This window comes from Herbiconiux sp. (genome assembly GCF_004297105.1).
Classification (GTDB): domain Bacteria; phylum Actinomycetota; class Actinomycetes; order Actinomycetales; family Microbacteriaceae; genus Herbiconiux.
Genome location: NZ_SCVE01000012.1, coordinates 19,580 through 31,861 on the forward strand (window position 1 = coordinate 19,580; position 12,282 = coordinate 31,861).

At 67.9% G+C, this 12,282-nt stretch carries 12 protein-coding genes; 5 read left to right on the top strand and 7 right to left on the bottom strand.

The features are described from left to right. Positions 1-49: 49 nt before the first annotated feature. From EPO52_RS06445 to EPO52_RS06475, 7 genes are read right to left on the bottom strand one after another with little or no spacing between them, the layout of a single operon-like run. The gene (locus tag EPO52_RS06445) at positions 50-1,522 is read right to left on the bottom strand and encodes an NAD-dependent succinate-semialdehyde dehydrogenase (protein ID WP_290803687.1); all 1,473 of its coding nucleotides are present in this window, start codon (positions 1,520-1,522) and stop codon (positions 50-52) included. Further along, complete coding sequence (locus tag EPO52_RS06450) at positions 1,519-2,817, bottom strand: iron-containing alcohol dehydrogenase (RefSeq protein WP_290803689.1); 1,299 nt, start codon at positions 2,815-2,817, stop codon at positions 1,519-1,521. The genes EPO52_RS06445 and EPO52_RS06450 overlap by 4 nt, the downstream gene beginning before the upstream one ends. Next, a complete protein-coding gene (locus EPO52_RS06455; RefSeq protein WP_290803693.1) occupies positions 2,810-3,580 on the bottom strand; it encodes an SDR family NAD(P)-dependent oxidoreductase in 771 nt (256 codons plus the stop codon). Before EPO52_RS06455 ends, EPO52_RS06450 begins: the two co-directional genes overlap by 8 nt. A 50-nt stretch (positions 3,581-3,630) precedes the next feature. Then, positions 3,631-4,380 carry an aldolase/citrate lyase family protein gene (locus EPO52_RS06460; RefSeq protein WP_290803696.1) on the bottom strand — a complete coding sequence of 250 codons (750 nt, stop codon included), beginning with the start codon at positions 4,378-4,380 and terminating at the stop codon, positions 3,631-3,633. 38 nt (positions 4,381-4,418) lie between these two features. Next, complete coding sequence (locus EPO52_RS06465) at positions 4,419-5,333, bottom strand: hypothetical protein (protein ID WP_290803699.1); 915 nt, start codon at positions 5,331-5,333, stop codon at positions 4,419-4,421. A 28-nt stretch (positions 5,334-5,361) separates the two neighbouring features. Continuing rightward, complete coding sequence (locus EPO52_RS06470) at positions 5,362-6,294, bottom strand: 3-keto-5-aminohexanoate cleavage protein (RefSeq protein ID WP_290803702.1); 933 nt, start codon at positions 6,292-6,294, stop codon at positions 5,362-5,364. Next, positions 6,294-7,214 carry a DUF6282 family protein gene (locus tag EPO52_RS06475; RefSeq protein ID WP_290803705.1) on the bottom strand — a complete coding sequence of 307 codons (921 nt, stop codon included), beginning with the start codon at positions 7,212-7,214 and terminating at the stop codon, positions 6,294-6,296. The genes EPO52_RS06470 and EPO52_RS06475 overlap by 1 nt, the downstream gene beginning before the upstream one ends. Before the next feature lie 207 nt (positions 7,215-7,421). Between EPO52_RS06475 and EPO52_RS06480 the strand changes: the two genes are divergently transcribed. The 5 genes from EPO52_RS06480 to EPO52_RS06500 all read left to right on the top strand — a co-directional run bounded on the left by EPO52_RS06480 (position 7,422) and on the right by EPO52_RS06500 (position 12,243). Then, entirely contained in the window at positions 7,422-8,198 is a 777-nt protein-coding gene (locus EPO52_RS06480; RefSeq protein WP_290803708.1) for a helix-turn-helix domain-containing protein, read from the top strand. A gap of 5 nt (positions 8,199-8,203) precedes the next feature. Then, positions 8,204-9,076, top strand: a complete 873-nt coding sequence (locus EPO52_RS06485; protein ID WP_290803711.1) for an ABC transporter permease — start codon at positions 8,204-8,206, stop codon at positions 9,074-9,076. Then, the gene (locus EPO52_RS06490) at positions 9,073-9,885 is read left to right on the top strand and encodes an ABC transporter permease (protein WP_290803714.1); all 813 of its coding nucleotides are present in this window, start codon (positions 9,073-9,075) and stop codon (positions 9,883-9,885) included. The genes EPO52_RS06485 and EPO52_RS06490 overlap by 4 nt, the downstream gene beginning before the upstream one ends. Positions 9,886-9,894: 9 nt before the next feature. Further along, complete coding sequence (locus EPO52_RS06495) at positions 9,895-11,043, top strand: ABC transporter ATP-binding protein (RefSeq protein WP_290803716.1); 1,149 nt, start codon at positions 9,895-9,897, stop codon at positions 11,041-11,043. Between the two features lie 114 nt (positions 11,044-11,157). Next, positions 11,158-12,243 carry an extracellular solute-binding protein gene (locus tag EPO52_RS06500; protein ID WP_290803719.1) on the top strand — a complete coding sequence of 362 codons (1,086 nt, stop codon included), beginning with the start codon at positions 11,158-11,160 and terminating at the stop codon, positions 12,241-12,243. The last annotated feature ends 39 nt before the right edge of the window (positions 12,244-12,282 follow it).

Here is a 12,282-nt window from a genome sequence, read left to right on the forward strand (position 1 = left end):
GCGTCCCACTCCACAGCCTGCTCCCGACCGCTCCGCGGGAGAAGGGGCCTCAGGCCGTCAGCGCGATGTACTTCTCCTCGAGGAACTCCAGAATGCCCTCGCTCGACCCCTCCCGGCCGAGTCCGCTCTGCTTCACACCGCCGAACGGCGCCGCCGGGTCGCTCACCACGCCACGGTTGATCGCCACCATCCCCGCCTCCAGCCGCCCGGCGACCGCGATCGCCTCGCGCTCCTCGCCGAACACGTACGCCATGAGCCCGAAGATCGTGTCGTTGGCCATCCATACGGCCTCGTCGACGTCATCGAAGCGCACCACGGCGGTGACCGGCCCGAAGATCTCGTTCTCGGTGATGTCCGACCCGTGGCGCACGCCCGCCACCAGGGTCGCGTCGTAGAACGCGCCGGACTCCGAGCTGTGGCCGCCCTGCACGATCGTGGCGCCGTCCTGCACGGCGGAGTCGACGAGAGCGGCCACCTTGTCGCGTTCGCGCACCGAGACGAGCGACCCCAGCTGATTGGCATGATCGAGCCCCGGGCCGACACGGAGGCTGCGCAGCTCCTTCGCCATCCGTTCGACGAACTCGTCGTGCAGAGAGGAGTGAACATAGAAGCGATTCGCCGCGGTGCAGGCTGACCCGCCGTTGCGCATCTTGGCGAGCAGGGACTCGCGCACCGTGAGGTCGAGATCGGCCCCCGGCAGCACGATCACCGGCGCGTTGCCACCGAGCTCCATCGAGGCGCTCACCACGGTGTCGGCGCAGGCATGAAGCAGCTCGCGGCCCACCTCCGTGGAGCCCGTGAACGACAGCTTGCGAACCGCCGGGTGGGCGAGCATCTCGGCCACGATGGGCCCGGTGCGCTCCGGTGTGACGAGGTTGACGACACCCTCGGGGAAGCCGACCCGGCGAAGCACGTCGACGACGTACGCGGCGGTCAGCGGTGTCTCACGAGCCGGCTTCAGGATGACCGTGCACCCCGCGGCGAGCGCCGGCGCGAGCTTGCGGGTGGCCATCGCGGCCGGGAAGTTCCAGGGCGTGATCAGCAGCGACACACCGATCGGCTTGCGGTCGACCACGATGCGCTTGTCGCCCCCGGGCGAGAGCCGGTATTCCCCCGGAATGCGCACGGCCTCCTCGGCGAACCATCGGAAGAACTCTTTCGCGTAGTTCGCCTCGCCGATGGCGTCGGCGTACGACTTTCCGTTCTCACGGATCATGATCTCGGCGAACAGCTCCACCTCGTCGGTCAAGACCTCGTAGGCCGCGCGCAGCAGCTCGCTCCGCTGCCTCGGCGCGGTGGCTGCCCATGACGCCTGGGCGCCCGCCGCGGCTTCGACCGCCTCGAGGCAGTCCTCCCTGCTGGCGATGGCGAAGGAGGCGATGGTGCTGCCGTCGGAGGGATCGATGACAGGGAAGGTCGCGCCCTCCGAGCCGGCTCGCCATCGCCCATCGATGAACAGCTCGGCGATGAGCGATCCGGACGACGGACCGGATGAGGCGGGGGTGTTCGTCGTGGTGGTCATGATCTGGCTCCCGGGGTTCGGCGGCCGCGGTCGGCCGGGTCGGCGATGAGGGTGCGATCGCCCGCGTGGGCGGCCTCGAGGATCGTGAGGAGGGTCTGCGGATGCGACCCGATCGGTGACATGTCGACGAGGCGCTTCGAGCGCAGGGCGAGTTCGGCGATGCGCGGAAGGTCATCCTGTGCGACTCCGATGTCGGCGAGCCCCCGGGGGATGCCGATGGTGTGGCACAGCTCCGCCACCCGGTCGACGGCGTCGTGCGCCGCGATCGAGGGGTCGCTCTCCGACCCGCCGAGGGCGGCGTCGATCGCCGCAAGCCTGAGCGGGATGACAGGCACGCACGCCTGCAGCACGTAGGGGATCATCAGGCCGGTGCCGAGCCCGTGCGGCGTCTTCGTGATCGCACCGATCGGGTACTGCAGGGCGTGCGAGAGATGGGTGCCGCTCGGCCCGAACGACATACCGGCCAACAGGCTCCCGTAGGCCACCTGGGCGCGTGCTTCGCGATCGCCTCCGTCGGCGACTGCTCGCGCCAGGTTCGGCGCGATCTGCCTCACGGCCTCGAGCGCGAGATGGCCGGCGAACAGGTTGTGACCGGTGAAGACCGGCAGGGTCTCCGACCAGTCGACCGGGAGCACGGCGGCGGTGTACGACTCCAGGGCGTGCACGAGGGCATCGATGCCGGCGAAGGCCGTGACCGACGCCGGCGCGCCGAGGGTCAGCTCCGGGTCGACGACCGCTGCGACGGGGATGAGGTAGGGGCTCGAGATCCCGATCTTCATCTCCTGAGCCGGGTCGGAGACGACTGCGACAGGAGTGACCTCCGACCCGGTGCCCGCCGTGGTGGGTACCGCCACGATCGGCAGCACCGGGCCAGGAACCTTGTTCTCGCCGTAGTACGCACCGAGCGGACCGCCGTGCGCCACGAGAAGGGCGATGAGCTTTGCCGCATCGAGCGCACTCCCGCCGCCGTACGCGAGCACGACGTCGGGCGAGAAGCTCGCCGCCACCGTCCCGGATGCGGTGAGCGAGTCCACGGGCAGCTCCGGCAGCACCTCGGTGTGCACCTCGACGGTGAACCCGTCGGCGATCAGCTCGTCGTGCAGCCGCACGAACTCGGGTGAGCCCGCGAGGAAGGGGTCGACCACCGCGAACACCCTGCGGCCGTGCTCGGCCAGGATCGTGCGAAGCTGCCGACGCACCCCGTAGCCGAAGTGGATGCGGGACGGGAGCCTCAGCGTGCCCGTCTCGTGCAGCTCCCCGCTCCTCCGGCGGTCGGAGTCCGTGTCCCTAAGCACTGAATCCTCCGTCCACCGGCAGAACCACGCCGCTGACATGGCTGGCGAGATCGCTCATCAGCCACGCCGCGGCCTCGCCCACCTCGGCGCCGGTGCCGGCCTTGCGCAGAGGGGTGGCGGCGATCCGCGCCTCGACTCCCCCGGGGATCGCGATGCGGGTCTGTTCGAGCATCGGCGTCTCGGTGGGCCCCGGGGCGAGCGCGTTCACCCGCACACCGAGGGGCCCGTTGTCGTGGGCCGCCGTGCGCGTCAGGCCGATCACGGCGTGCTTCGTGGCCTGGTAGGCGCCCATGCCCGAGCTGCCTCGTAGTCCGCCGATGCTGCTCACGTTCACGATCGAGCCCGTGCCCGCCTGGCGCATCACCCGCAATTCCTCGCGCAGGCACAGCCAGACACCCTTGACGTTCACCGCGAGAATTCGGTCGAAGGCCTCCTCCGACACCTCGTCGAGGCGGCCGCCCTGTGTGAGCCCGGCGTTGTTGAACGCTCCATCGAGGCGACCGAACCGGTCGACCGCCGCGTCGACGACCCGCGCGACATCCCGTCCCGAGCTGATGTCACCGACCGCCCACGCGGCGTCGAAGCCCGCCGCGGTGAGCCCGTCGGCCGTCTCCCTGAGCGGTCCCTCGGTGCGCGCCACGAGCATGACGGATGCCCCGTGCCCGGCGAAGACCCGGGCCGCGTCGGCCCCGATGCCCGCGCTCGCGCCCACGACGAGCACGACCTTGCCGTGCAGCATCCGGGTGTGGTCATGGTCTGTCATTGCTGTTCCTCTCGAGTGGTGCTGAATCGATTGTGATCGCGGTCGGCGATTCAGTCATACGACACCGTGCGACCCTCCCGCACGGCAGCCGCCGCCGCAGCGCCGAGCAAGCTCGCATCGTTGCTCATCAGGGTGAACCGGTAGCCCGCGTCCACCGCCGCCTGGACGGAGGCCGCGGTCGCGCCACCGGCGTTGCCGATCGGCACGCCCACGGCGAGGGTGTCGCGGATCGCGTCGGCGATCAGGCCCACGACCGCGGGATCGTCTTCGCTGCGGCCCTCGCTCGTCGACAGATCGGCCGCGCCGATCAGCAGCGCATCCACCCCGTCGACCGAGGCGATGGCACCCGCCTCGCGGGCCGCGGTCGCGCTCTCGATCTGTGCGATCAAGACCACCTCCTCCTGACCGAAACGGAGGTACTCCTCGCGTGGCAGAGCCCCCCACGCGCCCGCGCGGCTCGTGCCGCCCACCCCTCGGGTGCCCCGCGGGGGGAACCGCACGGCCGCCGCAGCGGCCTGCGCCTCGGCCACGGTGTCGACGTGCGGCAGCATGATGCCCTCGGCGCCCGCATCGAGCACGCGCTGCACCACCCCGGAGTCGAGGGACGGGATGCGCACGATGGGCGACACACCCGCGAACAGGGCGACGCCGATCTGTCGGTAGGCCGACTCGATACTCATCGCCGAGTGCTCCAGATCGATGACCGCGAAGTCGAAGCCCGCCAGCGCGATCAGCTCCATGCTCTCCATGGCCGGGATCTTCACCCAGGTGCCGATGGCCGGCCCATGCGGCCTGGCCAACGCCGCTCTGAACAGGCTCGAGGGCCTGGGAAGCGCGGTCATTTCGACGGATAGTCGTCGGCGTTGAGCACCCAGCCCGAAGCCGAGAAGTCCTCTCGCGGAGGCGAGAAGATGTCCAACAGCTGCTGGTGGGGCCCGACACCCTGGGTGGTGTGAACGGTGGGTGGAGGGATGATGCAGATCGACGGAGTGCCGATCTCGCGGTGCTCGTCGGGCCGCCACCTCGCGGAGTCGGGCCCCCAGGGATAGCGGATGTGGTGCACGAAGCGGCCCTTCACGCCGAAGGAGATCTGCTCGAAGTCGTCGTGGTGGTGGGGGGAGAGCTTGTGCTCGTTGCGCGGCGCCGGCTCCTCGGCCAGAAAATTCACCATCAGGTTGGTCGTGCGGAAGATGCGGCCGAAGCGGCCCTCGGTGATCGGCGTCTCCGACAGGGGGTAGACGCGCAGGGCGAAGCCACCGACGGGATCAGGCCACGGCACGAGCGGCGTGGCCCGCCCATCGGGCTCGGCGTAGGCCTGCGCATTGAGTGCCGATTCGCGCAGCTGCTCGTCGACACGCGAGAACACACGGATGAGCGGCCCGTCGGCAACGACTTCGATCCGGCTGTCGCCCGGCGGAACGACGACGAATGCCTCCTCGTCGACCTCCACGTGGGCGTCACCCGCGGTCACCCGCAGGGGTGCGCTCTCCGAATACATCAGCACCGCGTACTCGTCGGGCTGCCCGATGCGCACGAAAACCTCTCCCGCCTTCGCGTCGGTATAGGCGATCACGAGGTTCGCGGCGCGCGCGATCCACGTGCGACTGCCGGCCTCACCCACCTCTGTGGGCTCGGTGTCGTGGAAGGCGATCCACTGCGAGGGCTTGATGGGGGTGGACGGGTCGACCGCACGCGCCGGGGCGGTCGGGGCGGCGAGCCGTGAACGGATGTCGTCGTCGGCATACATCGTCATCTTCGTGATCCTTGTCGTTCGTGTCGTCTTAGAGGGTGACCTTGTCGCCGCCCTTGAGGGCGAGCATCCGGCGCGCGTCGGCCGGGGTGGCGATGGCCTTGCCGAGGTCTTCGACCACGGCGCGCGCCTTCCGCACCTGCTGTGCGTTGCTCGTGGCGAGCCGGCCCTTGCCGATCCACAGACTGTCCTCGAGCCCCACCCGGACATGCCCGCCCAGCCAGGCACTGTGCGTGCCGAACTGCATCTGAGCCCGGCCGGCGGCGAAGGCGGAGAAGTAGTACTCGTTGCCGAACAGCTTGTCGGCGATCGCCACCATGTGCGTGAGATTCTCGTGATCGGCACCGATGCCGCCCAGGATGCCGAACACGCCCTGGATCAGGAACGGCGGCCGGATCAATCCCCGCTCCACGAAATACGCCAACGTGTAGAGATGACCGATGTCGTAGCACTCGAACTCGAACCGGGTTCCGAGATTCTCGCCCAGCTCGCGGAGGGTGTACTCGATGCGGTCGAAGGAGTTGATGAAGGGGTGTGAATACGTGTTGAGCACGTACTGCCTCTCCCAGTCGTACTTCCAGTCGGTGACCTTGTCGGCGATTCCGGAGTAGACGAAGTTCATCGAGCCCATGTTGAGCGACGCGAGCTCGGGCGCGAAGCGAAGTGCTCCCGCCAGCCGTTCCGGCATGGTCATCGCCGACGACCCTCCGGTGGTGATGTTGATCACCACGTCGGTCTTCTCGAGGATGCGCGGCACGATCTGCTCATAGATCTCGGCCTCCCAGGCCGGCCGGCCATCGGGGTGCCGGGCGTGCAGATGGATGATCGCCGAGCCGGCCTCGACGGCCTCCAAGGCGGAGGCCACGATCTGGTCGGCGTCGCGCGGCAGATACTCGCTCTGCGACGGAACGTTGACCGAGCCGGTGACGGCCGTGCTGATGATGACCTTCTCGGCGGTGCGCATCAGATGGTCTCCTCGAGGCCGAGGAGGAAGGCGGTGTTGCGGCAGATCATCTGGCGCACATCCTTCTCCGGTATGCCGTGATCGAGCAGCTGCTGCACCACATAGATGTAGCCGTCGACCGGCAGCGGGTTGGTCTTCTGGCCGAGATCGGAATCGATGACGGTGCGCTCCGGGCCGACCTTCCGGATCCAGTCGACCAGTTGGGAGATGGGGAAACCCGGGGCAGGAACGCCCGGGTGGTACATCGACATCTCATGCTCGACGAAAGCCCCGTAGCCGAGCATCTCCTCGACATCGCCCTCCGAGGCGTTCACGATGAAGTCGGGGTGGTGCAGCAGAAGCCGGCGTACGCCGTTCTCCTTCGCGGTCGCGAAGAGGGCCTTCATCGACTCCGCATCGAGGTGACCGCCCGACAGCATGATCCCGGCCTCGCCCACCAACTGGGTGACGCGCACCGTCTCCGGCGAGACGACGCCGGGGCTCGCCCACACCGACTCCTCCTTCTCCTCGAGGTTGGAGCCCGCCGTCGGAAACCCGTCGTCGTGACTGTGGGCCCGGATGTGCTGGCCGGCCGAGACCGTCGGGCCCCACACGGCCCGCCCGCCCATCTGGATCGCCACCGCGACCGCCGAGGGATTGATGCCGCCGACCTCGGAGTTGAGCGCCACGCCGCCGTAGACCGGGGTCGGCGCATCCTTCAGCAATTCCTTCATCGCCAGCAGGTCCATCACGGTGTTGTGGTGGTGCGACTTGATCAGGATCGCGCGCATGTTGATGCGGGCCGCGTCGTAGGAGGCGTCGACGTGGTCGAGCCGGCGCGGAAACGGGCTGGGGCCGGAGTGCACGTGCAGGTCGACCGCTCCGTCGAGCACTTTGAGTAGAGCGGGCGTTGGTGTGGTCATGTCGTCGGCGACGAGCATCCGAGAACCTCCTTGTGTTCGGATTGCGTACTTTTGGTTCAGAATACGGACTTTCGCCGGAACTGTCCAGCGCAGTTCCGCTGATCTTCACGGTTTGATGACCCTCCATCATGTTCGTGATGCGAAATTGGTAATTGCATTATGAACATTTGCTTGCTTTACTGGTGCTCGTACAAGTCCGCAGAAACCTCGATGAGGAGGTGAGAGATGACCGAGACGGCAACCGAGTCCGGAGACGACCAGCGGGTCTTCCCCCTCCCCGAGGCCGAGCGAGGCGCGATCCAGTCGATCGAGCGCGCAGCCATGGTGCTGGCGCTCTTCGACCAGAACACCCGCAGGCTGTCCCCGGCACTGGTGTCGGAGCGCCTCGGACTGAATCGCACGACCGCGCACCGCTATCTGCAGTCGCTGCAGGCATCCGGATTCCTCGGTGCCTCGTACGGCCCCGGACCACTGATCGACCAGCTCTCGGGTCTCGTCTCGGGGCGGCAGCAGATCCTGTCCCTCGCCCCGACCATGCTCCGGCAGCTCTCCGACCGCACCGGTCTGACCGCGGTGCTCAGCTTCCTCGGCCGGTCAGGAGCGGTCGTGGGTCACGTCGAGGAGGCCAACGCGGGCACGATCGTGCTCACGGTGCGAGTCGGCACGGTGCTGGAGCTGAAGGCCGCGCAGTCCCGCGCACTCCTGGCCTTCCAGTCCGACCCCGCCGTGGTGGCACGTCTGCACGCGGGCCTCACCCCCGAGGAAGCGCGCAAAGAGAACGCCGAACTGGCGCTCGTGCGCCGCGACCGTGTGGCGTGGGCCGATCTCGGGCGGGTAGGACTGGCATCGGTCGCCGTACCCGTGTTCGGCAGCGGTGATGTGCAGGCGGCCATGGCCGTGCTCGGAACCACAACGATGCTGCCCTCCTCCGAACAGTCGGCGGAGCGCGTGATGATGCTGAGAGACGCCGCAGAGCAACTCAGCGCGATGGTGAACGGATGACCCCCATGACGACAACACCCCGACCACGGCGGGCCCCGCGCCCGAGTTGGCTCCTGTTGGTGCCCGCTCTCGCGCTGCTCGCCGGGATCCTGCTCGTGCCGCTCGGGCAGAGCCTGTTGAGGAGCATCGGCGCGCCGGAGTTCACCCTCGAGCACTACGCGAGCCTCTTCACCGACGGCGTGACGCTGACCGTGCTGGGCCGCACGGCGATGACCGCGGTGATCGTGACGGCCGTGGCGTTCCTGCTCGGCTACCCCTACGCCTACCTCATGACGCGAGTGGGTCCACGGCTGCGCGGTGTGCTGCTCGTGATCGTGCTGATCCCTTTCTGGACCTCGGTGATGGCCCGCAACTACGCGTGGATCGTGCTGCTCCAGCGCGGCGGCCCGGTGCAGAGCGTCTTCGAGTTCTTCGGGGCCGGCGACATCGTCTTCCAGGGCAGTGTGGTGGGCGTCACCATCGCGATGAGCCAGGTTCTGTTGCCGTTCATGGTTCTTCCGCTGTTCAGTTCGCTCGGCGGAATCGACCGGAAGCTGCTGCTCGCCGCCCGTGGACTCGGATCGTCACCGCTCATGGCGTTCTGGAAGATCTACTGGCCGCTGTCGCGTGGTGGGGTGGTCTCGGGCCTGATCCTCGTGTTCACCCTGAGTCTCGGCTTCTACGTCACTCCCGCGCTGCTCGGCTCCCCCCAGCAGTCACTGATCGCCCAGCTCCTCGCCCAGCGCACCACCCAGTTGCTGGACTTCGCCGGCGCGGGCGCCCTGGGCATCCTCGTGCTCGTGATCACGCTCGTGCTCGTCGCCTGGGCGAATCGCTTCGGCGGCACCATCTCGGCGATCGGGGTCGCCAGCACCTCACGAACGAAGGAGACCCGATGACCGCCGCCCGCCGCCGCGAGCGGGGAGTCGACCCGATCCCCTGGTGGCTGATCGCCGTCGGCACGCTCGTGGCGCTCTACTTCATCCTCCCCACCCTGATCGTCATCCCGTTGAGCTTCAGCTCGGCGTCGGCGTTCGAGTTTCCGCCGAAAGACTTCTCACTCCGCTGGTACGAGAACTTCTTCACCGATCCGGTCTGGCTGAAGTCGCTCGGCAACTCGTTCCTGGTGGCCATACTCGCCGCCCTTATCGCCACGGTGGTCGGCACGGCTGCCGCGGTGGGGCTCAACCGGCTGACCGGCCGGCTCGCAGGCTTCCTTCGCACGCTGCTCATGATCTCGATGGTCACCCCGGCCATCGTGGTGGCGGTGGCCGTGTACATCTCGTTCCTGCAGTGGCACCTCACCGGCAGTCTCCTGGGCTACGTGCTCGCGCACGCCGCACTCGGCGTACCGTTCGTGCTCGTGTCGGTGACGACTGCGCTCGGCGGGTTCGACTCCACGTTGCTCCGCGCCTCCGCGTCCCTGGGTGCACCGCCGCTTCGGTCGTTCCTGCGGGTGACGATGCCACTGATCAGTCGAGGCGTGATCACGGGAGCCATCTTCGCCTTCGTGACCTCCTTCGACGAGGTCGTGATCGCGCTCTTCCTCCGCTCGCCCACGTTCCAGACCCTGCCCGTGCAGATGTACAACAGCGTGACCTTCGAGCTCGACCCCACCATCTCCGCCTCGTCGAGTCTCGTCGTCGTCGTGGTGACCATCATCTTCCTGGTGCCGCTGCTCATCGGCAGCCGCAAGAAGACCCGTTAGGAGACCGACTTGACCATCTCGAGCAAAGTAGCCGCCGCCGCGCCGGCACCGGCATCCACGCCGGATTCCGCACGGCAGGGAACGCAGATCCGGTTGTCAGGCGTCACGAAGGACTACGGACTCGCTTCTCCCGCCGTCGACGCCGTCTCGCTCACGATCCAGCCCGGCGAGTTCATGACCCTGTTGGGACCGAGCGGATCGGGCAAGACCACCACTCTCAACCTCATCGCCGGCTTCGAGACCCTCTCCTCCGGCACCATCGCGCTCGACGGCGCCGATGTGGGTACCCTCCCTCCGCACAAGCGCAACCTCGGCATGCTCTTCCAGAACTACGCCCTCTTCCCCCACATGACGGTCGCGCAGAACGTGGCGTACCCGTTGCGGGAACGAAAGGTGCCGAAGGACGAGATCGCGCGTCGTGTCGCCGAGGTGCTCGAGCTCGTGCAGCTGCCCGGACGCGATCAGAACTATCCGTCGCAGCTCTCCGGAGGCCAGCAGCAGCGTGTCGCCCTCGCACGGGCGATCGTGTTCGACCCGGCTGCACTCCTGCTGGACGAGCCGCTCGGAGCACTCGACCGCAATCTGCGCGGAGCCCTGCAGATGGAGATCCGTCGCATCCACCGCGAGGTGGGCTCGACCTTCGTGTTCGTCACGCACGACCAGGAGGAGGCGATGAACCTCTCCGATCGGATCGCGCTGTTCAACACCGGACGAATCGAGCAGGTCGGCACTCCGGAGGAGCTCTACCGCCGCCCCGACACCCTCTTCACGGCTCGCTTCCTGGGCGATTCGAACGTGTTCGATCTCGGCGAAGCCGCAGTCGGCACGCAGGCGACGTGGGAGGACCACATCTGGTCGGTCGATCCGGCCACCGTGGCCGAACATCCGGGTGTGAAGGCTCACGGCGCGGTCGTCGTCAGACCGGAAGACGTTCGGATCTCTCACGATCCCCAAGCGGTCGCGCCCGGCGCCAATGCGGTGCGCGCGACCGTTCGCGACCTCGAGTACATGGGGTCGTACCGCACGGTCATGCTCGACGTCGGTCACTCCCGGCAGCTCGGCCGCGCCAGGATCGATGCCCTCGACGCCGCCTTCGCGGTGGGCGACGAGGTCACGGCCTGGTGGAAGCCGGAACGCCAGCGCATCGTCGCCGCGTGACCTGGAACGCCGTCGAACCGTCCCCCTCCTCCCGTCCATCCATCCATCCATCCATCCGACCACCACAACCACCACAGCACCCGGCCCCCGGGTACCCGATCGAAGGAAACGACAATGGTGTCCAGATCCAGAACCCTCTCCGTCAGCCTCGGCCTCCTCGCCGTGACCGCGCTGCTCTCGGGCTGCGCCGGAGGCTCAAGCGACCCCGGCAGCAGCACTGCGGCGGGCGATGCCGATGCGCCAGCCACCATCACGTTCGTGGGCTACGGCGGAGGTGGCCAGGACGCCCAGATCGAGGCCTGGCAGAAGCCGTACACCGAGGCGCACCCGAATGTGACCTTCGTGAACACCTCACCGCCCGACGTCGCCCAGGTCAAGGCGCAGGTCGAGAGCGGTTCCGTGCAGTGGGACGTCATGGCGACCGCTCCGTACGCAGCTCAACAGAACTGCGGCACGCTCTTCGAGAAGCTCGACCTCAGCGCGATCGACCAGACCGACCTCGTCGAGGGCACGGTCGGTGAGTGCTACCTCGGCAACTGGATCAATGCCACCCCGATCGCCTACCGAACCGACGCCTTCCCTGCCGGACAGGGACCCAAGACGGTCGCCGACTTCTTCGACACCGACAAGTTCCCCGGGCAGCGCGGCATCGTCACCAACCTGCAGAACGGCATCCTCGAGTACCCGTTGCTCGCCGACGGCGTCGACCCCGACGAGCTCTACCCGCTGGACGTCGATCGCGCCCTGAACAAGCTCGACACCATCCGCGACGTCACGACGTTCGCTCCCAACGTGGGCGCGCTGCAGCAGGCCGTCGAGGCCGACCAGGTCGACATGTTCCTGCTGCCCGACTCCCGTCTGGTCCCCCTGCTGCAGAGCGGCATGGACATCACGATCGTGTGGGACGAGACCGTGGCATCGCTGAACGCCTTCGCCATCCCGAAGGGTGCGCCCAACAAGGATGCCGCCGTCGACTTCATCTCGAGCGTGGTGGAGCCCGACCAGGTGGCGAAGATCTCCGAACTGCTCGGTGTCGCACCGGTGAATACGGCGGCGAAGCCGCAGCTCGACGAGTTCACGAAGCAAGTGGAGGTCTACGGGCCCGCGAACACGGGCGGCACGGTGCTGCAGGATGTCGACTGGTACGCCGAGAACTTCAATGACGTGTCGACCAAGCTGACCACCTGGTTGGCCGGATGACCCCCGGGCCCGCGCTCACGCTCCGCCCCTCCGGAGATG

Bases quoted from the DNA above. Each gene is read 5' to 3' on its own strand.
- EPO52_RS06445 (WP_290803687.1), bottom strand. From the start codon at position 1,522: ATGACCACCACGACGAACACCCCCGCCTCATCCGGTCCGTCGTCCGGA.
- EPO52_RS06455 (WP_290803693.1), bottom strand. From the start codon at position 3,580: ATGACAGACCATGACCACACCCGGATGCTGCACGGCAAGGTCGTGCTC.
- EPO52_RS06465 (WP_290803699.1), bottom strand. From the start codon at position 5,333: ATGACGATGTATGCCGACGACGACATCCGTTCACGGCTCGCCGCCCCG.
- EPO52_RS06470 (WP_290803702.1), bottom strand. From the start codon at position 6,294: ATGCGCACCGCCGAGAAGGTCATCATCAGCACGGCCGTCACCGGCTCG.
- EPO52_RS06475 (WP_290803705.1), bottom strand. From the start codon at position 7,214: ATGCTCGTCGCCGACGACATGACCACACCAACGCCCGCTCTACTCAAA.
- EPO52_RS06480 (WP_290803708.1), top strand. From the start codon at position 7,422: ATGACCGAGACGGCAACCGAGTCCGGAGACGACCAGCGGGTCTTCCCC.
- EPO52_RS06485 (WP_290803711.1), top strand. From the start codon at position 8,204: ATGACGACAACACCCCGACCACGGCGGGCCCCGCGCCCGAGTTGGCTC.
- EPO52_RS06490 (WP_290803714.1), top strand. From the start codon at position 9,073: ATGACCGCCGCCCGCCGCCGCGAGCGGGGAGTCGACCCGATCCCCTGG.
- EPO52_RS06500 (WP_290803719.1), top strand. From the start codon at position 11,158: ATGGTGTCCAGATCCAGAACCCTCTCCGTCAGCCTCGGCCTCCTCGCC.